General features: G+C 42.9%; 17 protein-coding genes. 10 read left to right on the top strand and 7 right to left on the bottom strand.

Going from position 1 to position 25,305, the window contains the following annotated elements; all coding sequences use genetic code 11:
* Position 1: 1 nt before the first annotated feature.
* The 9 genes from HMPREF1534_RS03080 (at position 2) to HMPREF1534_RS03120 (ending at position 12,296) form a co-directional block, all read left to right on the top strand.
* A complete protein-coding gene (locus HMPREF1534_RS03080) occupies positions 2–1,465 on the top strand; it encodes an OmpA family protein (RefSeq protein ID WP_005943892.1) in 1,464 nt (487 codons plus the stop codon).
* A gap of 811 nt (positions 1,466–2,276) precedes the next feature.
* Positions 2,277–3,173, top strand: a complete 897-nt coding sequence (locus HMPREF1534_RS03085; RefSeq protein ID WP_005943890.1) for an Rpn family recombination-promoting nuclease/putative transposase — start codon at positions 2,277–2,279, stop codon at positions 3,171–3,173.
* A gap of 447 nt (positions 3,174–3,620) precedes the next feature.
* The gene (locus HMPREF1534_RS03090) at positions 3,621–5,339 is read left to right on the top strand and encodes a fimbria major subunit (protein WP_005943887.1); all 1,719 of its coding nucleotides are present in this window, start codon (positions 3,621–3,623) and stop codon (positions 5,337–5,339) included.
* Positions 5,340–5,437: 98 nt separating this feature from the next.
* The gene (locus HMPREF1534_RS03095) at positions 5,438–6,499 is read left to right on the top strand and encodes a FimB/Mfa2 family fimbrial subunit (RefSeq protein WP_005943885.1); all 1,062 of its coding nucleotides are present in this window, start codon (positions 5,438–5,440) and stop codon (positions 6,497–6,499) included.
* Between the two features lie 30 nt (positions 6,500–6,529).
* Positions 6,530–7,624, top strand: coding sequence for a FimB/Mfa2 family fimbrial subunit (locus HMPREF1534_RS03100; protein WP_005943883.1), 1,095 nt, complete (start codon positions 6,530–6,532; stop codon positions 7,622–7,624).
* Positions 7,625–7,641: 17 nt separating this feature from the next.
* Complete coding sequence (locus HMPREF1534_RS03105; RefSeq protein WP_005943881.1) at positions 7,642–10,647, top strand: fimbrial protein; 3,006 nt, start codon at positions 7,642–7,644, stop codon at positions 10,645–10,647.
* Between the two features lie 24 nt (positions 10,648–10,671).
* Complete coding sequence (locus HMPREF1534_RS03110; protein ID WP_005943879.1) at positions 10,672–10,941, top strand: hypothetical protein; 270 nt, start codon at positions 10,672–10,674, stop codon at positions 10,939–10,941.
* Positions 10,942–10,955: 14 nt separating this feature from the next.
* Positions 10,956–11,276 (top strand): hypothetical protein, encoded by a 321-nt coding sequence (locus tag HMPREF1534_RS03115; protein ID WP_005943877.1) that lies wholly within the window; start codon positions 10,956–10,958, stop codon positions 11,274–11,276.
* 48 nt (positions 11,277–11,324) lie between these two features.
* A complete protein-coding gene (locus HMPREF1534_RS03120; protein WP_018452211.1) occupies positions 11,325–12,296 on the top strand; it encodes a DUF5106 domain-containing protein in 972 nt (323 codons plus the stop codon).
* Here the strand turns inward: HMPREF1534_RS03120 and HMPREF1534_RS21070 are convergent, their stop codons facing one another.
* Entirely contained in the window at positions 12,297–12,830 is a 534-nt protein-coding gene (locus HMPREF1534_RS21070) for a helix-turn-helix domain-containing protein (RefSeq protein WP_005943873.1), read from the bottom strand.
* Positions 12,830–13,369 carry a response regulator gene (locus HMPREF1534_RS21415; protein WP_005943871.1) on the bottom strand — a complete coding sequence of 180 codons (540 nt, stop codon included), beginning with the start codon at positions 13,367–13,369 and terminating at the stop codon, positions 12,830–12,832. The genes HMPREF1534_RS21070 and HMPREF1534_RS21415 overlap by 1 nt, the downstream gene beginning before the upstream one ends.
* Before the next feature lie 462 nt (positions 13,370–13,831).
* Between HMPREF1534_RS21415 and rpsO the strand changes: the two genes are divergently transcribed.
* A complete protein-coding gene (gene rpsO, locus HMPREF1534_RS03125; protein WP_005943869.1) occupies positions 13,832–14,101 on the top strand; it encodes a 30S ribosomal protein S15 in 270 nt (89 codons plus the stop codon).
* 77 nt (positions 14,102–14,178) lie between these two features.
* Here rpsO and HMPREF1534_RS03130 read toward each other — a convergent pair whose 3' ends face one another.
* The 5 genes from HMPREF1534_RS03130 to HMPREF1534_RS03150 all read right to left on the bottom strand — a co-directional run bounded on the left by HMPREF1534_RS03130 (position 14,179) and on the right by HMPREF1534_RS03150 (position 24,983).
* Positions 14,179–16,329, bottom strand: a complete 2,151-nt coding sequence (locus HMPREF1534_RS03130; RefSeq protein WP_026231464.1) for an alpha-L-fucosidase — start codon at positions 16,327–16,329, stop codon at positions 14,179–14,181.
* 31 nt (positions 16,330–16,360) lie between these two features.
* A complete protein-coding gene (locus HMPREF1534_RS03135) occupies positions 16,361–18,811 on the bottom strand; it encodes an outer membrane protein assembly factor BamB family protein (RefSeq protein WP_026231465.1) in 2,451 nt (816 codons plus the stop codon).
* Positions 18,812–18,870: 59 nt separating this feature from the next.
* Positions 18,871–19,848 (bottom strand): metallophosphoesterase family protein, encoded by a 978-nt coding sequence (locus HMPREF1534_RS03140; RefSeq protein ID WP_005943863.1) that lies wholly within the window; start codon positions 19,846–19,848, stop codon positions 18,871–18,873.
* A gap of 96 nt (positions 19,849–19,944) precedes the next feature.
* On the bottom strand, positions 19,945–21,732 hold the full coding sequence (locus HMPREF1534_RS03145; RefSeq protein WP_005943862.1) for a RagB/SusD family nutrient uptake outer membrane protein: 1,788 nt from the start codon (positions 21,730–21,732) through the stop codon (positions 19,945–19,947).
* Between the two features lie 14 nt (positions 21,733–21,746).
* Positions 21,747–24,983: a SusC/RagA family TonB-linked outer membrane protein gene (locus HMPREF1534_RS03150; RefSeq protein WP_005943860.1), complete on the bottom strand. Its 3,237-nt coding sequence runs from the start codon at positions 24,981–24,983 to the stop codon at positions 21,747–21,749.
* Between the last annotated feature and the right edge of the window lie 322 nt (positions 24,984–25,305).

Here is a 25,305-nt window from a genome sequence, read left to right as displayed (position 1 = left end):
TATGAAACTGATACGCTATATCCTTTTAACATTGTTGCTGCCGGTATTTCCGGCAGGTGCGCAGAATCTGTGCGGCAGCCGGGTTCAGGTTGCAAATCCTTCTATCCTGATAGGTGACAACGGCCGGGTGATGATAGGAATGGATGTTACCCTTCCGGCCGATATGCAACTCTCTTCCAACCGTGTGGCTACACTTACTCCGGTGTTGAAGACTCGGGACAACAGTTATAACAAGGTGTTGCCTGCCATCCGGGTATATGGTCGCACGCGTAGTATTGTGCAGCAGCGTGAGCATAAAACTCCTGTGGATGCCTTCTCGGTGTTGCGCCGCAAGAACGGAACATCACAGACGGTGAATTACTCGGTGCGTATTCCTTACGAAAAATGGATGAACGGTGCAGAGCTTGAACTGCTTGCCGATGTGCGTGGTTGTGCCGACTGCCAAAAAGAAGAAAGCAATGCTTTCATTATTCGTGCCGATTTGGAACGTTACATCATGCAGCCGACTGTTGCTTTTGTTTCTCCGGCTGTCGAAGCTGTCAAGAACCGTGCCGAAGAAGGTCGTGCCTATCTTGACTTCCCGGTGAACCAGACAAAGATTTATCCCGAATACCGCCGCAATCCTTCCGAACTCGAAAAGATTAAGGCAACGGTAGATGTGGTGAAGAACGATGCCAATACGCAGATTACCGAGATAGACATCACCGGCTATGCATCTCCCGAAGGTCGTTACGCCTCCAACGCTCGTTTGGCTCAAGGCCGTGCTGAAGCATTGAAAAAATATGTGATGGACTCTTACGGTTTCAAGTCAGACCTGTTCCGGGTGAATTCTGTAGCCGAAGACTGGGATGGCCTGCGTGACTATGTGGCAAAGAGCAATTTGCCGCGCAAAGACGAAATACTGTTCATAATAGATAAGGATGAAAATGATTTGGATCTCAAGGAAGGACGCATCAAGGCGCTGGATGGTGGCAAGATTTATGCTTCACTGTTGCAGGACTGCTATCCGGGCTTGCGTCATTCGGACTACACGGTGCGCTATGTGGTGCGCGGATTCAATGTAGAAGAAGCAAAACAAATCATAAAGACACGTCCTCAGCAGTTGAGCTTGCAGGAAATGTATCTGGTGGCTCAGACTTATGCCAAAGGCAGTAAGGAATTCAACGAAGTGTTCGATGTGGCAGTGCGCATGTTCCCTGATGACCCAACAGCGAATATAAACGCTGCCGCCATCGAACTCCAACGAGGTGACTTGCAACAGGCAGCCCGTTATCTGGATAAGGCTGATGCACAAGCGAGTGCAACGCTGAACAACAGAGGCGTGCTGAATCTGTTGCAGGGAGACCTCGACCAAGCTGAGATTAATTTCAAGAAGGCACAGAGCCTGGGTTCTGCCGAAGCCGGTGCCAACCTGAAAGAAGTCTCTAAAAAAAGAAAAGATAATGCTATATTTGGAAACAGATGAACAACAAGTGAACAAACAGTACAATAAAAGATGTTAGAAGAAACTTGCTCTTTGTGAAAAGCGTAAGGTAAAATCCGGGACAGCAGAGGTTGTACCGGATTTTGAATTTTATAAGAAACAGAAGCAGCCCTGCTTATTCTGATATTGAGACAAAACTTGCAGATTCATCCCCGTGTCAGAGCCCTCTTTTTACACGTACGTCTGCATGAGGATATACATACGTAAGCGTGAGGCTATGCGGACGTACGTACAGACCTACGCATACGTACGTACAGGCTTACGCGTACTAACGTGAAATGATGCACTTCCCAAAAGACAAGGACGTTTTTTTAAAAGACCAAGAGCTTTTTAAAAAAGATAACGAGCTTTTTAAAAAAGACCTTAGTCTTTTTTACCTCTGCCCGGACTTTGTGCACCGTTACCTTCCATGAAGGTACACATGTACACTTTTTGAGGAAAAACGCTTAAAATGTCCTATTTTACATCACCCCGGGAAACTCATAAAATGAAAGGTATGTAGTTGACAATTAGTATATTATACGGAGGCGTATTTCAAAATGTGGTGAGAGTATGAGAGCATAGGTGAGAGCAAATGTTTTTTACTATCACCATATAACACATTTATAATTAACTTGTTACGCGTAAGGTGAGAGTATGAGAGATAAACGGCTCAAACTTTCCGGAGAGAAAGGCTGATGCGTACAGCTTTTCGCTTAATATGTATTTATTCTTAAAAAAAACAAGGCTTTTCAGGGTTCCTTTTCTATATAAATTGCTATCTTTGTATGTTGTAGAAACACATTAAAACATAATGGGAAAGTTTATCAATCCGTTCACCGATTACGGCTTCAAGAAAATATTCGGCCAGGAAGTATCCAAGGAGTTGCTAATCGAGTTCTTAAATGATTTGTTGGAGGGCGAACGGGTGATAACCGACCTTACCTTTCTGAACAATGAGCAGTTGCCTGAGTATCCGGGAGACCGTATTGCTATTTACGACATTTACTGCACTACGGACACTGGTGAGAAAATAATTGTGGAGATGCAAAACCGCTCCCAGGTTTATTTCAAGGAACGTGCTCTGTATTACCTTTCTCATGCCATTGTTCGTCAGGGTGTGAAGGGAGAGAGTTGGAAGTTCGATATAAAAGCGGTGTATGGAGTATTTTTCATTAATTTTCTCTTGGATGAGAACCAGAAGTTGCGCACCGATGTTATATTGACAGACCGTGATACCGGAAAGTTGTTTTCGGACAAACTGAGACAAATCTTTATTGCATTACCCCTGTTTAATAAGACAGAAGCAGAGTGCGAAACAGATTTTGAACGTTGGATATTTGTATTAAATAACATGGAAACATTGAACCGTATGCCTTTTAAAGCTCAGAAAGCCGTATTTGAGAAATTGGAAGAGATTGTCGATGTTCATTCTCTCTCCGAAGAAGACCGCGTGCGCTATGAAAACAGTGTAAATGCTTATCGTGACTATTTGGCTACCATCGACTATGCCGCCAAGAAGGGTGTTGAGGAAGGGTTTGAAGACGGTCTGCAGAAAGGCATCCAAGAAGGCATCCAAGAAGGCATCCGGAAAGGGCAACAAGAAAAAGCTCTTGAAATCGCCCGCAGTATGAAAGCCATGGGAATGACTTCAGAACAAATAATGAAGGTCACCGGCCTTTCTCTTGCTGAGATTGAATCTCTCTTATAGGAAGGAATACATAAAGAATATATTTTCACTAAAGAGGCACTTCACTTGAGACAGCCTCTTTTTTTGTCTTCTCCCTCTCCCGACCCTGATACTTTTCGCTTAGGGCATCGGCAAATCCTGCTCCGGGTACTGAACGTTTTACCTGGTGGTAGGTAATTCCCTGAATAATTTAACAATTGAAAAAAGACGACTCGGCAAACTTTCTTCCCATAGAAAATAATTAGAAAAAAGATAGTGGGTATTTTGTGCATCGCAATGTGCATATCATTCAAAATTGAATTAAATGCCCTTGAAATCACACTTTAAATGCATTTTTCCGAATTTGCCAATCTATTTTGCCGAAAACACCAATTAAGACTAACTTTAAAATGCCCTTATCTTTGTAATATCGAAAATCGAGGAATGAAATTTACAAAATAATAATTTATGGATTTAAAAATTAGAGTTATGAAGATTAAGGGTTTATTATTCGGACTGTTTGCATGCGCTGCATTGGCTGCATGTACAAACGATGATATTGTGGAGAACAATGGTAAGGGCGAACAAGAAAAAGTGAAGGCTAATTTGACATTGGTAATTGGTGCTGCTACTAATTCATCACGTGCGGCAGATAATGAAGCAGGTGATGCAATAGATCCCGGTACAGGTGGTGAATCCGGTGTAACTGATGCTGTGGTGCTGCTGCACAAAGAGGATAAGGAGTTTGCTTTCTTTTTGACTAGTGAGCAATTGAATCAACAAGGAAGTGGTTCAAGTATTACTTATGAGCCTCAACTGACAGTTGCTGAATCAGGCAATTATGGTGTTATTGTGATTTTGAACCCATGTCAGGAAATCAAAACTGCAATAAATTCGTTTATTGGCAATGGTACTCTTCCTTCAGGCAAAGAATCTATGTATGACTATATTACTAGCTATGAAGTAAAAGCCACTACCGGTGATAATCCTACTTCTGTTATTGCCACCGACAATAAATTTATGATGGTTAATAAAGTAGCGGTTGCAGCGAATGTAGTTTCAAATCAAGCAGGTACCCCCTCCACTACTTCTGTTGATGTAGAGCGTGTTGTTTCCAAGATTACTTATATGCCTACTCAAGATAACAATTTGTATAAGGTGGAAGATGTAACTGCCAAATATACAGTTACGACAGCTAGCGGTTGGCGTGTTGAAGATAACATTGCTACCTATATGACCGGTATGGCTTGTGGTACATTGAATGGAAAAAATATTTATGAACATAAGGGTGTTTATTATGAAGAAAATGGTACATATAGTGGTTCAGCAGAGCACAAAGGTGAAACATTATATAAAAAAATGACAGGGGTAGATCAGGAGCAAATCAAATGGGAAACAACACAGACAACCGGTTCTAGAAACTGGTATGTTAAGTTGGATAAAGTTGCATTGGTTAATCTTTCTAATTCTGTTTATGCAGTAAGACATCTGGCTACTGAAAGTAATTGGGATCCTAGTTTCTTTGGTACATTGTCTTCAAGCAATTACTTGATGGATCCTAACACTGTAGCAAAAAATAATGGTGGAACAGAATATGCTGACTATTTCTATAATGTAGCAAATGCTGTGAAACAAGTGCAGGTAACTAATATAAGCGATGAAGAAACGGATGCTTTTAAATCATACTTTAAGGGCCTGCCTACCGTAGCAGATGAAGATAAAGTAGGAACCACTTTGGCTTACTGTTTTGAGAATATCGTAAAGAAGGCGAACCAGAATGGAAATTATGTAACAGGTGTGATCTTCCGCGGTCAGATTTGCAATGAAGACGGTACTTCTTACAATAATAACGTATATAAATATAAAGGAAAATATTATTTGAGCCTTGCGGAAGCAGCTGCTAATAATGGTAAATCTGTAACTGAAGTTGAGGCAGACACAGATAACTTAATTACCTACGAAAGCGGTCATTGTTACTATTGTTCTAAAGACATTTTCCATCATGAAGGAAGCGGAACTATGGAGAGAGCCATTATGCGTAACAATGCTTATGTGCTGAAAGTAACAGGTTTTAAAACGATTGGTAGTGCAGAAATCGTATTCCCGACAGATGACGAGCAAGGTGAAGATACAGACAAGAACTTCTACCTGAAGTTAACCTCAACAATTCTTCCTTGGCAAGTACGTTTCAACAACATCGAATTTTAATCCGAACATAAACTCTCTAAATAAAAGTGGAGGAGCCTGCCTCCTCCACTTCTTTTTCAGAAATCACTTTTCTAACATTCCATTAAAACAAAAAAAGCATGAAAACAGTAAAAACATTCGCTCGACAATTCTCTTTTGGCCTGATGATGGCCGTGACATTGGGAAGTGCCGTTGTGTCGTGCGACAGCATACTCGATGAAGATGATGTAGATTGCTCTGTAGAGTATAGAGTGAAATTCAAATATGACTATAACATGAAGTATGCCGATGCTTTTTCTCGCGAAGTAAGCAGTGTAGCTCTTTATGCTTTTGATGACAACGGCAAACTTGTTTATCAGAAAACAGAGGCGGGGGATGTCTTGGCAGCCGATGGCTACTCGATGGCGGTCGATATGGAGCCGGGCGATTACCACCTCATTACATGGGCAGGTTTGAGCAACGAGGCTTCATTCTCTGTTCCTTTGATTACGCAGGGAGTGTCTTCACTCGAAGAACTTCAATGTAAAATGGACCGCATCTACTCTCGCGCAGCCGACGGAAGCGCTGTGGTGAGCAGTAAACTTTCTTCGCTGTGGCACGGCGAAGTGACCAAGCAGTCGTTCACTCGTGCGGCAACTCAACAAGTGGTGACTGTGCCTTTGGTGAAAAACACCAATACCATCCGCGTTATCCTCCAGCAAATGGACGGCGTAACGGTAGATGTAGATAAATTTGAATTTACGATTACGGACGATAACGGTTTGATGAACTACGACAACAAACTGATTTCGGACGAAACTCTGACATATTATCCTTACTATCGTGCACAGGGCGGTACGGTGGTAGGCAAGTCGGCACGCGCCGAAGGTGACGGTGCGGCTGCCGAAGACGACAACATCAGCGTGGCGATAGCCCAAATCACAGTAGGCCGATTGGTGGAAGAAAACAATCCTAAGCTGACTATCACCAACACCGAAACCGGCGAAACGGTTCTCTCCATCCCCTTGGTGAAATACCTGTTGCTCACCGAAGCCGAAGGTCATGACATGACCAATCAGGAGTATCTCGACCGTCAGGACGAGTACAACATGACTTTCTTCTTGGACGAAAGCATGAAATGGATCAATACCCGCATCGTTATCAATGACTGGGTGGTTCGTTTCAATGATATGAATATGTAATGTGCAACGCATAACAAAAAACAATGAATTATGAAGAAATGGTACTCATATATAATATTAGCCCTCGTTTGTATCGGGTTTGCTTCGTGTCAGGATAGCGACATGATGCCCCAACTGCAAACAGACGGTCGGGTGAGCGTGCACTTGCAGATTGCGTTGCCGGGGGGAGACTCGGCGCAACGAGGGGCAACGGCACGGGACTTTACGGATGGCGGTACGGATGATACAACTTCGGACCAGAAGGCATTGAGTGATGATGATGTATTCGTTTTGGTGTTTCAGAACGGGTCGTTGATAGACCAAGTGAAAGGATTGAGGTTTGATGCAGTCACCGGTGGTACAAATCCTTCCAACAGAACGTTGACCGGTACATTTGTTCAGCCTGAGACTGATGGAAATCTGGAATTGGTGGTTCTTACCAACTTGGTTCAGAATCAATTAGTTGATATTACTAATTCTTCGACATTATTAGGCATTCAGGCATTTTTTGATGGAAAGGAAGGCTCCTCGCCTTCAGCAATTTATGAAAGTCTGATTTATCAATATGGTTCTTCTGAATGGAATATACAGAACCGTCGCATCCCGATGTGGGGGACTACGGGAACTTTTTCATTAAACAGAGCCAATGAGTTAAAGAAGAATTGTAACTTGCACCGTGCGGTGGCAAAGTTGGGCTTCTTGATTAATGCTGCCGATGCAGAGAATGAAGGACAAGGCATTGACGGTTTCATGATTACAGGCATTAGTATCAAAGGAATGATGGATAAAGGATATTGTGTGTCACAGGCAGCGATGAGTAATGACCATTATACAATTCCTTATGTGCCTGCGGCTGCTGGAACTCAGACTATAACTTACTCTGATCTTGATGTGACTACGAGTTATAAAGACCGGATTTATTTGCCGGAGCAAGTTATTGGAGAGAATCCTCTTACGATAGCAGTGAGCTATACTTATAAAGGTAAAGCTAAAACGAAGGAAATTAAGTTTGATGAAAATGTGATTCGTAATCATTCATACCTTTACAATATCACCGCGGTGACACCTGATGATTTTGACGTCACCATATCGTATGCTGTTGAGGAATGGAAATCTGAAACAATTAATGTTCCGACATTTAAATAATTAAAAGAGACTGAATTATGAAAAGATATAAATCATTATTATCGCTGAAATGGGTAGCAGCTTTGCTGTTGGTCGTTGGCTTTGTCTCTTGTGCCGATGAAGAGATTATATCTGGGAAAACAGATGTAATAGAAGGAATTGAAACAGAAATTAATCTTGCTTTTACTTCTGCCACTCCTTCGGTACAGACGAGAGGAGCGCTAGACGTGAAACAAGAATATAAAGTTTATAATTTGTATGTCTTTGTGTTCGATAAAGCAGGTAGAAAGGAATATGGACATCTGTTTGAGTTAAATGCAACTAATTCTGATGATCAATTCTTTGATGTGCATGAAAAGGAGAATAGTGGGGATGCTACTACTTCGGGAAAAATAAAGATGAAGATATCTTCGGGTGAAAAGCGTATATACGCCGTGGCTAATGTACCTGCCGGAGACTCTCATGCATCATTACTGAATGATTTAGAAGGGATTGATGATATTGAGGGATTAGAAAATAATGTGGTTATCTCTACGAAGATAGTCGATCGTCCCAATGATAGGTTGGTGATGAGTGGATGGGTGAAAAATAGCTTACAATCGGGCACTGACCCTGAAGGATATTGTGTCATTAATCCATCGGGAACAAATAATATTTCAACAATCAAGTTGGTACGGGTGGACGCTCGTGTTACGTTTAATATATCTTTAGATAAACAGAGTGACCGTACTAATATTATTGAGAAATCATTTACTCCTTTAAAGTTTATAGTGAAGAATGTACCGACCAAAGCCTATTTATATGGTAAAGCGGACAACGAATTGGTTTCGGATTGTGAATATTTCTCTTCTAATAATGGGGAGTTTGCTAATTTTGAGACAAAAGATGAAAATGGAGTTTCTTCTTTCACCTTCTATATGATGGAAAACAAACAAAGCACAACCGGGCTTGCCGATTATGACCAGCGTGAAAAAGAGAAGAAAAAACCATTGAATGATGGATATGAGTACGCTCCCGCTACTGCCACTTTGGTAGAAATGACAGGTAGCTATTATGAAAAATATACAGATAGAGACGGTTCTATTAAAGAAAGGCATGCCGATGTGAAGTATACTGTGCATTTGGGGTATGTGAAGGGAGATGCTAATGACTTTAGATGCCAGCGCAATACTACATATATTTATAATGTTTATGTTCAAACTGTGGATAAAATACGTTTGGAAGTAACTTCTTATAATGATGGACAAGGTACAACTCAGGAAGAGCAGCCGGGAGCAGAGGGTGATATAATCGAAACGGATAAGTTTTATCAGTTTGATTCACACTTTGACCATACTATGGTTGTTTTTAAAAAGTCTGATATTGAGGGTAGGGCAGGCTTTAGAGTAAAGACTCCTTTTGATGACGGATATTATTTTATAGAAGATGAGTCCGGTATGGTGCCTGCGAATGCTCGACCTGTATCAGAGGCTAAAGACTATAAATGGGTGAAATTCATTCGTCATGAAAAGAATAGGACTAATAGGAGATACTATTATAAAACTGATAGTTATGCCAATCATGTACCTTCTAAGGCTATCACGATAGATGAGCTGTTAAAAGAGTTGCATACTACTAATGAAACAGTAGGAGCTAGTAGTGTATATGACACGAAGGGGCAAGCTGTTTATACAATGTATATTGATGAATTCTATTATCCATGTGACCCGAGAAACGGGTATTATGGGGAGCGCGATGGGAATGGGAACTTGACCGCTCAGGCTAAAGCGAAAGAGGGGACAGACTTTTGGAAACAATTTGTAAATCAACCTAATAGAGAAGTGCATATATTGTGCAATACTCAGTTCAGCGAAGACAGAGAAAGTAGCTTGACTACATCTGCCGTCATGGTAAGCCAACGCTCAATAAAAACATTCTATAATGAAAAGGCAGGAAGTGATTTGAAGACGGCATGGGGGTTGGAGACTGTGAATGAAACAGGGAAAATTGATAAACCGGATAGTAATCCTTGGAGTACATCCAATTCGGCTAAAAACGGACTTTGGAATTTCTTTCAGCAAAGTAATAATTTTAGGACGAGTAGTTGGAGTAATTATATTTCTTATTCTGTTAAAGAGGATAAGAATGGTATTCATGATTACATGAGTACTTCGTTAAATAAAAAAGATAAGTTGCTGTATGCTTGTCTACAGCGTAATAGGGATGATAATGGCAATGGTAGGATTGATGCGGATGAGGTAAAATGGTATCCGGCAGCTATTGACCAATATACCGATATTTGGGTAGGTAGGGCAGCATTGCCTATTGAAACTTATTTGTATTCGAATGAGATACCGACTTCTCAAGGATACCGCCGTTATCTGAGTAGTGATGGAAAGGAACTTTATGCAGAGGAGGGATCTTCTATCGGTAGTTTTGGATTTGTTTATGCAAACTCAATTTGGTCAACAAATGATAAAATTGAGAAGAAGTATGATTATCGTTGTTTGCGTAATTTGGGAAGAAAAACTAATAAGCCTAGTTCTGCAGAAGATAAGTCTCAGCATTACGTAACACAGAATGGAAATACGTTAACTCTTACTTATATGAAGTCTGAATCATTAAGAAGCGGTGATAATTATATGAAAAGCGAGATTACCTCTCATGACGAGAGCTCTAATTTGAACCGCCCTTATACGGCTTTTGAATTTAGAACAGAACTTGTATATAAAGATAGGAATGATGAAAAATGGTCGTGGAAGGAGATAAATACTTTGATTAATAATAATCCTACAGATTCGCCTTGTGCAAAATTTAATAGGGGATTAGGTGCGGATGAACCTAAATGGCGTTTGCCTAATCAACGTGAGTTGTCGTTGATGACCAGTAACTATGGTAGCTGGTCCGGTCAATCTTATGTACAATCAAGAACAGGGTCTAGTCTTCCTGTAAAAAGGAAGGATAATAACGGATACAGTGGAGGATATGCAGACAATAAGCCTTTTGTAACATTGGCTACTAATGAATTTAAGGGTCCTGTACGTTGTGTGCGTGATGTGAAATAATGTTTCGCTTAAAAAATTGATACTATGGATATGTTTGAAATCATGGATAGAGAATCATCAAGTCGCTCGGAAGTGTACTTGTATGAAGAGAATGGAAAATGGTATGCATACGACCGTTCGGCAAGCCTGCTCAAAAAGTTGGCTGCCGGGACTGTCAAGCTCAGGAACCATGTATGCTCCTTCTATGGTGTTATGCTGGAGAAAGTGGAGGTAGACCTTAATCTGCTGCTTAACAAGAGTTGGTTTGTTGCTCTATGCTCTGATTCGGAAATGCTGTTGCTTAAAAACGATTAAAAAGGGAATTGCTTATGTGTGAGGTCGTAAAAGTATTGGAAAGAGAGTTGGAAAACTCCGGTTTGATATATGTTTATCAGGAAGGAGGGGAAGGGAAATGGTATGTTTACGAGCGGTCTGCATATTTCCTCAGCCGGATGATGGAAGGAGTTGTATTGGAACGATATGTCATGGATAATACTTTATGGCTTGTTCGTGCGGAAGTGGATGTTGACTGCATACCTCATGATACGATTCTCAGTTACAGCAATAAAGAGTATGTGCTGAAGTATGCACCTCAAAACGGGTTTCAGGAATGGCTATCGGGAATTGAAGGAGTGATGATGCCTCACTAAATTTAGTTAGGATAAATAGAATCGGGTTTGCAGGTGTTATAAAATAGTATGAATATTGTATTTAACAAATCAATAATGGAGATATATCGATTTGCATTCATAATCTTGTTGTCGTCTCTTCTTGTTTCATGTGGAGAGAAGAAGCAGGAAACCGGAAATGCTGATAAAGCCGCTGAAAAGAAAACTCCGGCTTTTACATTACCCGAAGTACCTGTTATGTTACAATCTGTCGAAGACAGACTGCATTTTGTGGTAAACCACTATTGGGATAAATTTGATTTTAAAGATACAGCCTATATTCATGCGCCCGACATTACGGAGCAAGCAATGGCAAATTATATTGATTTGCTGACACGTGTGCCGCAAGTTATGGCGGATTCTTGCGTAACCCGCACTTTGGAGAACGTATCTTTAGAACCAAAGATGCTGAATTATTTTGTTGAAACACTGCGTAAGTATCTTTTCGACCCTAATTCTCCCATGAGGAATGAAGAGATATTTGAACCGGTGTGCCGTTTTGTTGCTTCTTATGCATCGGCAGATGAGGCAGCACAGAGCCGTGCACGGTATGACTTGAAACTGATTGACATGAATCGGGTGGGCAGTGTGGCTGCTGATTTTGTTTATACATTGGCTTCGGGAGCCCAACGGCGTATGCATGATTTACGCAGTCCCTATACTTTGCTGTTGTTCTATAACCCTGATTGCCATGGGTGTGCAGAGGTATTGGCGCATATGAAATCGTCTCCTGTACTTACTGATGCGGGTATTATGAAGCAAGTCAGTATTCTGGCTTTCTATCCTGATGAAGAGTATGAGGTGTGGAAGAATCATCGGGACGTGATTCCCTCCGGGTGGATAAATGGTTATGATAAGGAGCTGACTGTTTTGGACAGGGAACTGTATGACCTGAAAGCTATGCCAACCCTTTATTTGCTTGATAAAGATAAAAAGGTATTGCTGAAGGATGCGCCGGTGGAACAAGTGGAGCAATATTTGGCCCACTTGTTCGGCAGGTAATTATTCCGATTTTTCCATCAGCATTTTATTGCAGAAAGTGGATGGAGTGGTACCATAGAAATCAACAAAATGTTTGCGGAAAGTGGCAAGGTCATTGTAACCCACCATTTCAGCTATATCTTGAACTGTGTAGCGTCGGCTGCGCAACAGTTCGGCTGCACGTTTCAGACGTACACCCCGGATAAATTCGCTGATGGTGAAATTAGTGAGTGTCTTTACCCGGCGGTAGAGGGTGGGCTGACTGATGACCATAATGTCTGCCAGCTTTTTCACGTTGAAATCGGGGTTTTTCATGTTTTCATTGATAATTCTCACGATTTCTATGATGAACGGATCTTCGGGAAAATGAAGTCCTGCTTCTCCTGTTTTTTCTTCCGGTGATGCTTCCGGCTCGGAGGTGGGAGTGAGAAGTCGGGTATATATTTCTTTTAATTCTTCACGGCTTTTGATGAGGCGCTTTACTTTAGTGCGCAGGATGTTGGGGTTGAAAGGTTTCTGGATATAATCATCGGCCCCCAGTTCAATGCCTTTCATTATATCTGTTTCTGAGGTGAGGGAGTCAGCAGAATGACGGGGATGTGGCAGGTGGTGAGGTTTTCTTTTATCAATTGGCAGCATTTGAAACCGTCCATTACCGGCATGATGATATCGGTAATAATTAAGTCGGGTACTCCTTCACATGCTTTTTTAAAACCCTCTTCACCATTTTCGGCCATTAGTAGGTTGTATTCGTTGCTGAATATCAGCTTCAGGTAAAGGCGTATCTCCAGATGGTCTTCTATAATTAATAAGGTATGTTGCTTCTTTGTTTTGGCTGCGGAAGCCGGAACTTGAGGTAAATCTGCGGTCTCGCTCCCCGGAGGTATATCGGAAATCGTTAATGTTGCCGGGTGGGAAGGGCGCTTCTGTTCTTGAAAAACTGTACGCAAAATGGTAAGGTCGATATGGAGTCGTCTGAAAATAAAATAGATAGTAAGCAGTACTACGATAAGGAATACTGCTAATATACCGCACAGAATAGCCCAAGTGTTGGGATTCCATGCACTGTTTGTTACAAAATAGATGAAAGTCATGCCCCTATAAGTCGAATTTTGTTTTGACCGGAGCAAAGATACGGTTTTTCTTATAGAGAAAGGAATAGTTTTGGAAAAAAGTGAACCATCCGGAGAATCGCTTATTCTTCCAGATGGTTCTATAATAAAAAATGATATGAAGGGGCTTTGTTTATCTAAAAGAAATACTTCGTTTATTTCTTCGTTGCAAAGGTAGGAATAAAAAATAGAAAAACAAATTTTTTAGAGAAAAAATGAACGATATACCGATATTTTTGATTGAAATGCCGATATTATTGATGAAAATACCACTGTAATCATGCTAAAACAACAAAAACAGGCAGAGACAAAACGACATTGAACTCTTATGTCTATACATTAAAATAAAAAAATAAATTGCTTTAATTCATTGTGGTATAAAAGATAATGTCTATCTTTGCACCCGCGAAACGAATAAATTATATATCAACAAATCTAAAAATTATGTATTTAGACGCAGCTAAAAAACAAGAAATCTTTGAAAAGTACGGAAAGTCTAACACTGATACTGGCTCAGCAGAAGCGCAGATTGCTTTGTTTTCATACCGTATTTCTCACCTGACTGAGCACCTGAAGCTCAACAGAAAAGATTATAGCACTGAAAGAGCTTTGACAACTTTGGTAGGTAAGCGCCGTGCGTTGCTGAACTACTTGAAGGATCGCGATATCGAAAGATACCGTGCTATCGTTAAAGCACTCGGATTGCGTAAGTAATCCATTCTTTAGGAAAGGACTTAAGAAAAGCCGCTACTCTGAAAAGAGAAGCGGCTTTTTTTATGAGGCTATTTTACTTAGAACAGGTCGTACTCAATGGCGTCCTTGGTTATCTTTTCATTGGCTTCTATGCGTATGTAACGCGCTTTTGCCGGCTTCTTGAAGTAGTGATAACGGCAAGTGGGGTCATTCTTCAGATTTCCGAATTCAAATGTTTCTGCAAGAATCCAGTCTTTTCCATTCTCACTGAACTTGACGCTTCCTTTGACACTCATCGGCATTGCATCATTTATCTGTGGAGTATACATCAGTCCGGATATGGAATAAGGACGGTCTGCCTGCAGAGTCACCACAGTAGGTCTTTCCTGTTTGATCTTCCATTCCTTTTTAAGGTATCCCAATTGCTGCTGACACACTTCTCCCTTTTCGTTGTTCAGCAGTGCAACAGCTTTCACCATTCCGCTTTCCAAAGCAAACGGTTGGGTGTATTCTTTTGATTCTGCTGTAGGAGTACTTCCGTCTGTAGTATAATGAATCTTGAATCCGGCGTTCAAATTTCGGGCAATGTCCTGTGTATATGTTTTCCATCCGAATTTTTGTTGCATGGTGCCGATGGTTACGTTACCTTCTGTATTTCGTTTTACCTCCAGGCGGGGCGGACGGGCTGCATAGTGATAGGCTGCTACTTGGCAAATGGCCGGCTTCATGCGAGATTCCAAAATACGCAGTCTGAATTTATTGCTGGTTACATCGGGGAAACGGAGGATGCGTTTGTAGCCGATGTTGGTGCCGGTTGCCACTTCTTGCCAGGCATTGTCTATCCATGCGTCCAGGGCATGCTTTTCTACTCGTTCACTGCTCACGGTGATGGCTTCCTGAATAAGGAAACGGTTGATAGTGACAGGATCGGGGGTCTCAATAACAATTTCTTTCTTGTCCGGTCCGACTACGATATAGGTGTCTGTATTGTTGTCCAGCAGTTCTTCCGGCCCCTCGGCTCCTTGCAGGTAATCGGTAGTATAGGTTTGGTTGATCCGTTTTCCTACTTCTTTCAGCACACTGACATCTTGTGCCGAGAAGCGTCCTTCACGGTTGGGAGGAATATTGAGCAGAAAAGTGGAATTGCCTCCTACTGCACGTTCGTATATGTCGAATACATCATCGACAGAGCGGACACGCTGACGGTCATCATCGCGGTAGAACCAGCCTTCACGGATGGAGGTGTTGGTTTCGGCTTGCTGGTAGTGCAGATACTTGGCCTTGCAGAGTTGTGTGCGGCTGCCTAAATCTTCGTCAGTCATATCCGGGAAATGAGAAGTGGTGTCGGGATTTTCCGGATAGGGGATGACATTCCATTCGGTATCGCGGGTTTTTCCCGATTCGTTTCCGCACCAGCGGATGTCCTCGCGACCGAAAATGACAGCTTGAGGGGCCAGTTTGTGAATCAGTTCTTTCCAGGCGGAGTAGTTATATCTCTGTCCGCCTTTGCGCTTGGGATGTGCACCGTCAAACCATACTTCGTGAATGGGACCATACTCGGTGAGCAGCTCGAACAGTTGGTTCATGAAATATTCATTATAGTCATCAAGCATGAATCGGAAAGTGGTTTTGTTGGCGAACGGACGTCCGGGTACTTCCCGAGGAATGGTGCGCTCGGTGTATGGACTCAGGTTGCCATAGAGACCTTGAGGATGTTCTATCTGGTATAAATCGGCAGGAGAAAGGTATACGCCTAATTTTAATCCGTATTTTTGGCAGGATGCGGAGAGGTCTTTCAGTATATCCCCCTTGCCTTCGCGGAAATCTGTGGACATGATACCGTGACGGGTATAGCGGCTTTGCCATAATACGAATCCGTCATGGTGCTTAGCTGTGAATATGACCATTTTCATGCCTGCCGCTTTCATGGCTTCGCACCATTGGTCGGTATCCAGTTGTTTCAAATCAAAGACGCGGGGATCTTCCATGCCGTTTCCCCACTCCATGCGGGTAAAGGTATTGGGACCGAAATGGATGAAAGCGATGAATTCATTTTTCAAAGCTTCCATTTGCATCGGGCTGGGAACAATATGTGCGGCTTTCTCCATAATGCTTTCCGGGGTGTCTGTACTTTCTATCGCTATCGTGTTTTGGCACGGCAGGGTCAGATCCGGGCGACTCTTCTCGGCACAGGCTGCAAAGAGCATGCCTACGCCGAAAAGACTGCTGTATAAAAAGGTTCTTTTCATCTTTTGTAAATGATTGATGTTATGGTTCATATTATTTTCGAGTAAAAACATAGACATTGCCGCCGAAATCAGTAGCGACCAAGGCGTTTCCAGATGCAGCTACCGAACCGAATACCGGTGAGCCTGTGGCATGTTTCCAAGTGATTTTTCCGGTTGCTTTATCTACTCCATAGATGGTTCCGTCTGATGCGCCTACTGCTATCATCTTGCCTGCCAGGACAGGGGTGGTCTCTATGGTGCCCGATACGGGGCGGCTGTAGGGCGAGGTATAAATCAGGGCATCTCCTACGGGGCATTTCCATTTTTCTTCCAGTGTCTGGTTGTCCAAAGCTACCAGTCCCTCTTTGGCTGTACCGAAAATGATCTCTTTATCGGTTAGAAGAGGAGTGGAGGTGACATCTACACTATAAGGTAAGGTCTTGCGGACAATGATTCTTCCGGTCCGGGCTTCCATAATAAAGAAGGCTTTATTGGAAATCAAATAGAGCAGTCCGTTGTGAATCGCTGCCGACGCACCCCGGTTGCGCAGTCCGTGGTTGCTTGCACTCCAAAGCTTCTTGCCTGTTTTCAGGTCGTTGGCATACAAGGCACTCCATTGAACAGAACCTATCACGACTCCACTGCCTACAGACAGGGTCGTTGTGGTTCCTTCACGCTGGTTCCAGTCGTTATTTCTCCATATCAGTTTTCCGGTCCGTGCTTCAAAGGCCGACAATGCTTTTCCGGTTCCGGCATACACGATTCCCTTGTCGGTAGCCAGTCCTTCAATCAGTCCGGGCAGGCCGTTTACCGGCAGTTGGGTTTTCCAGCGGAGTGTTCCGCTCTCGCAATCTACGGCATACAGGTTACCCAAAACATCTTGGGCAAATACGATATCATCAGTAATGGCTATTGTATTTTTGATGGAGCTTGCTACCGGATATTTCCATACTATTTTTCCGCTTGCTCCGTCCATGGCATAAATAAAAGCTTTTCCTTTTAAATCTTCATCTATGGAAGCGGTAAAGATTTTGCCGTTATGTATTAACGGAGAGGACATATAGAGGTTGGCGCCCACATTTCTGACCCATGCCAGCGAAAGTGTGCTGTCCAGTTGGGCGGTAGAGATTCCGGTATGGGCGGCATTTCCTGCCAGGTTGTCCCAATTACCATCTAGTTTTACTGTGGTCTCTCCGGGAAGGTAAACAAAGTTTGTTTCTGTTTTTGTCGTTTCTCCGTTTTTGAATTCTGCCACTACCTGTAAGGTCAGTTTCTTTCCTTTATACTGTTCTTTCAGTGGCATATCGGCACTCCATGTCCAGTCCGAAACCTGGGTCAGCGGTTTGTTTTTCAAGATTGTCCTTGTTCCGTCTGTGCAGGTATAGCTGGCTTTGCGTACGGGCGATACCGAGGAGTAAACATTGGCTGTAACAACGCGTGACGCCGACTCTCCGACGGGTGAGGCGATACATAATTTCTTGTCCAGGTAAGTATAACGTAACTCGCTGGTAAAGTCTCCCTTGCCGTCTACATGCATGACCCGGTAGGCACTGGTGGAATGGTCAATCCCACCTTTGTCGAGGCTGGAAGTGCAGATGGTATATACGTTGCCCTGTTTCTTTTTGTGGTTGATGTGCCAATGGCCATATATCCAGGCTTTCAGGTTGTATTCGTTCAGGTTGATACTTTCAGTCTTTCCTTTATAAGTGAAGTCATTTCCGTAAGTCAATATATCATGGTTGAATATATAGATGGGGGTTTCCGGCGAGACATGTGCCAAGTCATTCTTTAACCAACGGCATACATCGTCTTTGGTATATCCCGGGCGGTAATCTCCTCCTGGCATGGGAGTGACGATATAGTGTACACCTGCCACATCGAATGAATAATATACCGGACCGTAGTATTTTTCGAAACACTCTTCTCCATATTTTCCTTTTACCAGGTCGTGGTTACCGATGCAATAGAACATGGGTATGTTCATATTTTGGGTATTCATCAGTTCGATATGTTCCTTTAATCCCTTTTCGTAGCAGATGTCGCCGGTATGTATGATAAAAGCCGGTTTTTCATTGGCGGCATATTGGCGGATGTTTTCGGCCCATGCTTCGTTGCCGGTAGTATTGAATATTTCGGTATCCGATACCTGTATAAAACGGTGTGCTCCTTTCTTATCAATGCCTGCCTGATAGGGGATGAGGCCGAAATCGTAATTCCCGGCAGCCGCCGTGATGGGGTGGTAGTGCTTGTCACCGGCTTTGTATCCGGAGGGGAGGGTGATGAAAACAAATCGCTCACGTTCGTGTCCGGGCAGGGTGTACATACCGTTTGCATCGGTTTTTACCACGTTCAGCCCGTCGGATACTTTGACGTCTTTCAGCACTTTTTCTCCTTTATCGAAACTTCCGTTGTGGTTCTTATCCACAAAAACACGCCCGTGGTGGGCGGCGGCAGCCGGAAGCGAAGCTGCCAATAACATTGAAAATATAAATTCTTTTTTCATACCTTTCTTTCCAGATGATTTCTTATTTCTGAGCTTGTTTCCAGCTCTTTTTTAGTTTCTTAGAATCTGATTTTGGCATCCTCAATACTCGAAACCAACGGGAATACACCGATTGAATCGTTCATGTTCAGTTCCTCGGGTGTGGGAGGAAGGAAACCTGCTTTTGTTCCCTTGATATCTGCTTCGTCTTCGGTCAGAGTGACAATGGCATAAAGCGGTTTGTCATAGGTCATGGAATAGTTCAGGATAGGATAACGCTTGTTGATTTCCGCCGGATAACGTTTCTCTGTTTGCGAGGGTTTGTCTATCCATACATACGATGCACTGTTTATCTGCACATAGGTGATACCGTCTATTTTCTTTGTATAGTTGCTGTGATTGTGTCCGCTGAAGGCCAATACCACCTTTTTGAATCCGGCACGCTTGTTTTCTCCGGCAAGGAGTGCATGTACTTCTTTTCCGTTGTTCATAAAGGTATCGATACTTTGGTGAGAGAAGATGATACACTTCTTATCGGTCGATTCCAGGTCTTTTTTCAGCCATTCCATTTGCTCCGGGTCTACGAAGGCTCTCATCTTGGGATTCACATAATAGTTGGCTTTGGAATAGTGAGTGTATTTTTTTCCATCATACAAGTTGTTTCCATCCAGTACGATAAAGTGGAAGTCTCCTTTGTCGAATGAGTAATAGTGTCCGGGCATTTTCATTCCTGCTACGTACTCATCGGGAGTATAAGCATCCATGTCGTGATTACCGATGGTGTGATATTTGTCTCTCGGAAAACTGTTCCAGATGTCATGAAACACTTGATTGGCACTGTCCAGACGACAGAAGTCACCCAACTCTATGATGAAGTCTGCATTGGCGTCTTGGGCGGCACGTACAAAACTGCTTAATCGTTCTTTTCCGTCCGGGACATCTTGTGCGTGGAAGTCGGATGCGATGGCGAATGTGACTGTTTTCTCTTGCTGGCTGCAACTGCAAAAGCAGGCAGTGCATAACATTAAAAAGAGTGCGATGAGGTTGTTCTTTTTCATTGTGATATATTTAGCTATTTGTTATACAATCAAAGCCGTCCGCCAACAGGTTTTGGTTTCTATACCTGTTGTGCGGATATCGGCTCATTTATTTTCTTAATTTTTCCACCACTTGTTTTGAACCAGGTTGTTATTCAGTGTAATATCATCTATTGCTATCGGAGAGTAATAATATTTGGGCTCTTCGAACTTGAATTTATTTACCTGTGCTTTCAGACGGATATATCCTTTGTCTCCCTCGGTCAGCTCAATGGTATGTCCTTCCAGGGTATAGACAGTTACCTTTTCTCTTTCTTCCTGAGGAAGGTTGTCTGCTTCCGCTTTGTTTCTGACAAACGCGACATCCGGTTGTCCGTCGCCTGTAATGTCATACATTCCCATGCCCGGGATATATGCTCCTTCGGGTGCTTTTTCCATCAGTTTTCCACAGCCCCACCGCATCAGGTCGTTGTAGCGGAATCCTTCACAGGCTAGCTCGATACGGCGTTCACGGCGTATTTCCAGAACGGCTCCCTTTTGGGTGGAAGATACATTGGGATAACGCGTGTCCTGTACAGGGTCGATGTTTGCCAGCCAGTCAGCCAGCGAAGCTTCCGGTACACCGGCGCGTTTCCGAATCAGGTTGATGGAAGCGTCTATGTCTTCTTGTGTCAGCGTACCCAATTCGGCTTTTGCTTCGGCATAAATCAGCAGTATTTCGGCGTAGCGGAAGATGGGGAGGTCGGTATAGCTTTTATTCCATGAAATCTGGTCGTATGTGCGGGGGTCAAACTTGATTTGTGCATAACCTCCGGCATCCATGTTGGTGCGGTGGGGACTGCTTTCGTTGGCTTTCTGATATCCGGGCCACATGAAGGTCTGGCGCAAGCGCGGGTCGCGGTTTTCAAAAATCTCCAGGTATGTTTTGGTCTCGTATCCCGGGACGGTGTGGAAAGGTTTCGTCTCGTTTCCGTCAATCACCAGGTAGTCTTCCATCAAGTCGCGCGAGAGTCCATGGTAAACGTCACCGATTTGCTGTGCATTATGCATGCGTCCCAATGCCTTGTCGTAATCACTTACCAGAATCATTTCCGGATTGCTGGTCAGATTCAGGCTGCAAAACAGGGATTCGTATGCTTCCAAATCATTTTCTTTCACTTCTGACAGGCTGTATGTACCGTCCATCAGTTGGGATGCTGCTGAAACGGCGATATTCAGGAATCGGTCTGCATCATTCAGCTCCAGCTCCGGGTGGTATTTTCTGAATGTTCCTTCGTTCAAGGCTATTCTGGCTTGAAGTGCCAAGGCTGCATTTTTGAAGATACGGGTCTTGCTTGTTCCGGCTTTCATGTTTTTTACGGCAAAGTCCAGATCGGCCATAATGGAGTCTACGACCAGTTTACGGGGGTCTTGTGTTTTATACAGTTCTTCTGTGTCGGTGGTTTGCAAATCTGTGCTATACCAGGGCACGTCCGAGTATGATTTAACTTTATCGTAATAGAGTTTGGCACGGAACATGCGGGCCAGACCTATGTAGTGATTGATTTCTGCTTTGTCACCTTTCACATTTCCGGTACGTGCAAGCATAAAATTAACTTTGCGGATATCTCCCCAAGACCAAGTGCCCCAAGTTTCAGGCGAGCGGGTACCGCTTAGCAATTCGTAAGTGGAGCTGCTCTCTTTGTACAGCATATTGTCTGATACGGCATCCCAGTAAGAGGCACCTAGGTATCCATACATACCATTGGTATACGATTCCAAATCTCCGGGGTTTTGGAAGAAGACTTTTTCAGTAATGGATGTTTCCGGAAAACGATCCATGAAGGAGTCATTGCAACTGCTTAATACATTCAGCAGGCCGAGACCTAAAACGGTGGTATATAATTGTTTTTTTGTTGATTTCATACGATTCTGCTTATTTAAAATGTTACATTAAGACCAAAGGAGTAAGAGCGTTGTAGAGGATATTTCTGTCCTCCCAGTCCTTCCGGGTCTACTTTATAGTGTTTATACAAGCCTGAAATGGTAAACAGGTTATCACCGGAGAGGTAAATTCTTACACGATTGATACCGATTTTATTCATCCATTGTTCAGGTAGCGTATAACCTAAAGTGACGTTTTTCAAACGCATATAAGAAGCGTCTTGCAGATAACGAGTTTGTGGCAGACCGGCTTCTTTGGACGATGATTCGGCTACATATCCTTTCAGACGGGGGAAGTAGCCATCGGGATTTTCTTCGGTCCAGCGGTCATAATAGTTCCCTACGGTAATATTGGTCCAGGGCTGTGCATAAATTCCCCAAAAATACAAGTCGCCTGATGGGTTATAGTCTTTCTTGCCTACACCTTGCAGGAAGAGACTGAAGTCAAATCCATTCCAACTTCCACTTGCTGTAAAACCATAAGTATAGCGTGCTCTTGAATTACCGATTATTCTCAAATCGCCATGGTCATCTAGTGTGTTGGCACCTCTGTATACTTCTCCGTCACCATCCAGGTCGGCGAATTTCAAGTCTCCGGGGGCTATTGGGCGCGAACTCGGATAAGAAGCCAGCTTCGACTGGTCAGCATGGTTGTCAATATCTTCTTGTGAAGTAAAGAATCCTAAAGTGGTGTAACCCCATATTTCTCCGATTTCCATGCCTTCATACTTACTGCTTAAAGTTCCGGTTGTATTTTGGAATTTAGTGATGTAAGCACGGCTGTCGGCTAAGTTAAATCCTAATTGGTAATCAAAGGGTTTACCGGCTAACTTAAACTGGTCTTTCCATCCCAAGGTGATTTCCCAACCTTCAGTCTTTAGATCGGCCGTATTTTCCTTTGGAACAGAAGTTCCTAATACGTTGGGTAAAGGTTCTCCGGAAGTTAACATATCTGTGGTGCGACGCACATAGTAGTCTCCGCTGAAGGTCAGTCGGTTGTTGAGGAAGTTCATGTCCACGGCAATGTTGGAGGTGGAAACCTTTTCCCAAGTCAATGCTCCGGAAACCAGTCCGGGTACGTCCACATATACCGGTTGTTTTCCGTCAAGTATTTGAGATATCTTTCCGGAACCCATTGTCGATATATATTCATAAGCACCTACATCCTGATTTCCCAGTACACCATAAGAATAGCGCACTTTAAGGAAGCTGAATATGTTTTCGAGGGGCTTGAAGAATTTTTCTCTGGAGATGACCCATGCAGCCGAACCCGACGGGTTGAAGACAAAGCGCGAATCTTTAGGGAAACGTGAAGTGCCGTCGTATCGTCCGTTGAATTCTACAATATACTTGTTGTCGAATGTATAATTGAAACGGGCATATCCTCCCCGCAGTGCCCAGGTGCTGATGGATTCACTGACAGACATATCGCCTGTAGCGAGTCCCGGTGTGGGAAGGGAACTGGAAATTAGCTCTTTACGTCCTAATTGAACGTTTTCATAACGATATTCCTCTTGATTGAAACCGGCAATGACGGTGATGTCATGTTTTTCATTGAATGTCTTGTTGAAGGTGGCATAAGCATCAAAAGTCAAGCGTTTTGTCTCATTGGATTGGGTATAGGCGCTTGTTACTTCATTGAAATATTTAGGTGCTACTTCAGGACCGTCATAGTAGGCTACCGGCAGATAATGCCATCTGTTTCTATTTTTATCGAAGTTATAAGAGAAGCTTCCGTTTACGAATAATACATCTTTTATAATGTCCAGGCGGGTTGAAAACTGTGTCTTTACGCTGGTACCTTGTTCAGATGCGCGTCCTCCATCTTGCATCACTCCAAGGACTTGGGCTCCTTTTTTAGTCCATGAGCCATCAGGGTTTTCCAACAGTTCCAATGGGCTGATACGGTTGATTTCCCAAAAATAGCTTGAACCTAATGAGCTGGGACGTTCATAGTCTTTTATGATAAGGCTGGTATTGTTGGAGATGCTCCAGAAATCGGTAATTTTGAAGTCCAGCTTTGAACGCAGGTTATAGCGGTTGAATTTATCAGGGTTGTATTTCAGCATACCGTCTGTAAAGTTATATCCGGCAGAGAAGTAGTAGTTTACTTTTTCCGTTTTTCCCGAGATATCTACGTTATGGCTCATTGAGAAGCCGGTCTTTTTATAAGCTTCATTTACCCAATCTGTGTCTCCGAAGTAACTATATGTGCCATTAGGGTTTAGGAAATAAGGGGAAACTGATGGGTCTTCCGATCTTTTTTTGGCATATGCCAGTTGCTCTTCATTGAACAAATTATACAAGGGGCGTCCCATGATGTTTTTGGTTTCGGCCACGATGTATGGGTCGGTAATCACTTCCGGCATTTTTGTATTCTGTCGGAAAGAGAAGTTGTTGTTGTAGTGAATGACCGGTTTGTCTGACTGACCGACTTTGGTAGTCACTAAGATGACACCGTATGCTGCGCGTGAGCCATAGATGGCAGAAGAGGCAGCATCTTTTAGCACGGAAATGCTGGCGATGTCGTTACTGTTCATGTGGTTTAGAGTCCAACTGTCCGAAATAATACCGTCAATGACCACTAGCGGAGAGCCACCGTTCAAAGAAGTGGTACCACGAATGTTGAAAGAAGGTGCATCGTCTGCCTTACCACTGCCAATTGTTACATTCAGATTGGCAACTGTTCCCTGCAAAGCTTGTCCCACATTGGTGACGGGACGGTCTTCCAACTGTTTGGTCGAAACGGTGCTTACGGCACCCGATAGATTGACTTTTTTCTGAACGCCGTAACCGATAACTACCACTTCGTCAAGTACTTCAGTGTCTTCGGTCAGTGTGATGTGCATCGGCTTGCGAAGCATTACTTTTAATACTTGATTCTTATAGCCTATATAGGAAACTTCCAAAGTTGATTTCTCTGACTGAACTGTCAGCGTGAAGTTTCCATCGATATCTGTAATTGTGCCTTTACCTGTTTCTTTTTCTATGATTGTAGCACCAATCACAGGTTCTCCCTTCGTATCTACAACTTTACCTTTTACAGTATTGTTTTGTTGTACTACATTGGCAGTTTCATAGGTAGAGACAGGGACGCCGGTGGCATTGGCTATTCCCGGTAATAAGCAGAAAAAGGACAAGGCGCATGTTTTTATAATGCCGGAGGTCTTGGGAGCAGAAAGCTCGAATAATCTCATGTCCTGTAACCGTTTGATTCTAGATTTGTTTTTCATAACTATTTTAAGATTTTAAATTGTTCTCTGCGGTCTTAGCATTTTAATGTGATAGATGACTGACTCTCTATCTTTTGAATGGTTTGTATCTCTGTTTTTTTATTGTAGTTTTTAATTTTATTTTTTACTTTATTAGGATGATGCAAAGTAATTGAAAATGATGGGATGCATCAATAAACGATTCAGATAAAGGATAGTCTTAAATCGATATAGGTCTTAAATTGTAGTTGGCAGGAACTGCTTTGGGAGGGATTTCTGCAAGAAAATAAATATTATAGAGATCCAATATCTGGATTCACAGCTTCATTTTACTTGGCTACAA

Source organism: Phocaeicola massiliensis B84634 = Timone 84634 = DSM 17679 = JCM 13223 (assembly GCF_000382445.1).
Lineage (GTDB): Bacteria > Bacteroidota > Bacteroidia > Bacteroidales > Bacteroidaceae > Phocaeicola > Phocaeicola massiliensis.
Note: the sequence above shows the minus strand (reverse complement) of the source record. Positions and strands in the feature narration are given on the sequence as shown.

What these genes read in the sequence shown, in the direction of transcription:
- HMPREF1534_RS03150 (WP_005943860.1), bottom strand. Translation starts at nt 24,983, where the DNA reads ATGAAAAACAAATCTAGAATCAAACGGTTACAGGACATGAGATTATTC.
- HMPREF1534_RS21070 (WP_005943873.1), bottom strand. Translation starts at nt 12,830, where the DNA reads ATGAAAGGCATTGAACTGGGGGCCGATGATTATATCCAGAAACCTTTC.
- HMPREF1534_RS03130 (WP_026231464.1), bottom strand. Translation starts at nt 16,329, where the DNA reads ATGAAAAGAACCTTTTTATACAGCAGTCTTTTCGGCGTAGGCATGCTC.
- HMPREF1534_RS03100 (WP_005943883.1), top strand. Translation starts at nt 6,530, where the DNA reads ATGAAGAAATGGTACTCATATATAATATTAGCCCTCGTTTGTATCGGG.
- HMPREF1534_RS03115 (WP_005943877.1), top strand. Translation starts at nt 10,956, where the DNA reads ATGTGTGAGGTCGTAAAAGTATTGGAAAGAGAGTTGGAAAACTCCGGT.
- HMPREF1534_RS03120 (WP_018452211.1), top strand. Translation starts at nt 11,325, where the DNA reads ATGAATATTGTATTTAACAAATCAATAATGGAGATATATCGATTTGCA.
- HMPREF1534_RS03140 (WP_005943863.1), bottom strand. Translation starts at nt 19,848, where the DNA reads ATGAAAAAGAACAACCTCATCGCACTCTTTTTAATGTTATGCACTGCC.
- HMPREF1534_RS03090 (WP_005943887.1), top strand. Translation starts at nt 3,621, where the DNA reads ATGAAGATTAAGGGTTTATTATTCGGACTGTTTGCATGCGCTGCATTG.
- HMPREF1534_RS03105 (WP_005943881.1), top strand. Translation starts at nt 7,642, where the DNA reads ATGAAAAGATATAAATCATTATTATCGCTGAAATGGGTAGCAGCTTTG.
- HMPREF1534_RS03085 (WP_005943890.1), top strand. Translation starts at nt 2,277, where the DNA reads ATGGGAAAGTTTATCAATCCGTTCACCGATTACGGCTTCAAGAAAATA.
- HMPREF1534_RS21415 (WP_005943871.1), bottom strand. Translation starts at nt 13,369, where the DNA reads ATGACTTTCATCTATTTTGTAACAAACAGTGCATGGAATCCCAACACT.
- HMPREF1534_RS03135 (WP_026231465.1), bottom strand. Translation starts at nt 18,811, where the DNA reads ATGAAAAAAGAATTTATATTTTCAATGTTATTGGCAGCTTCGCTTCCG.
- HMPREF1534_RS03080 (WP_005943892.1), top strand. Translation starts at nt 2, where the DNA reads ATGAAACTGATACGCTATATCCTTTTAACATTGTTGCTGCCGGTATTT.
- HMPREF1534_RS03110 (WP_005943879.1), top strand. Translation starts at nt 10,672, where the DNA reads ATGGATATGTTTGAAATCATGGATAGAGAATCATCAAGTCGCTCGGAA.
- HMPREF1534_RS03145 (WP_005943862.1), bottom strand. Translation starts at nt 21,732, where the DNA reads ATGAAATCAACAAAAAAACAATTATATACCACCGTTTTAGGTCTCGGC.
- HMPREF1534_RS03095 (WP_005943885.1), top strand. Translation starts at nt 5,438, where the DNA reads ATGAAAACAGTAAAAACATTCGCTCGACAATTCTCTTTTGGCCTGATG.
- rpsO (WP_005943869.1), top strand. Translation starts at nt 13,832, where the DNA reads ATGTATTTAGACGCAGCTAAAAAACAAGAAATCTTTGAAAAGTACGGA.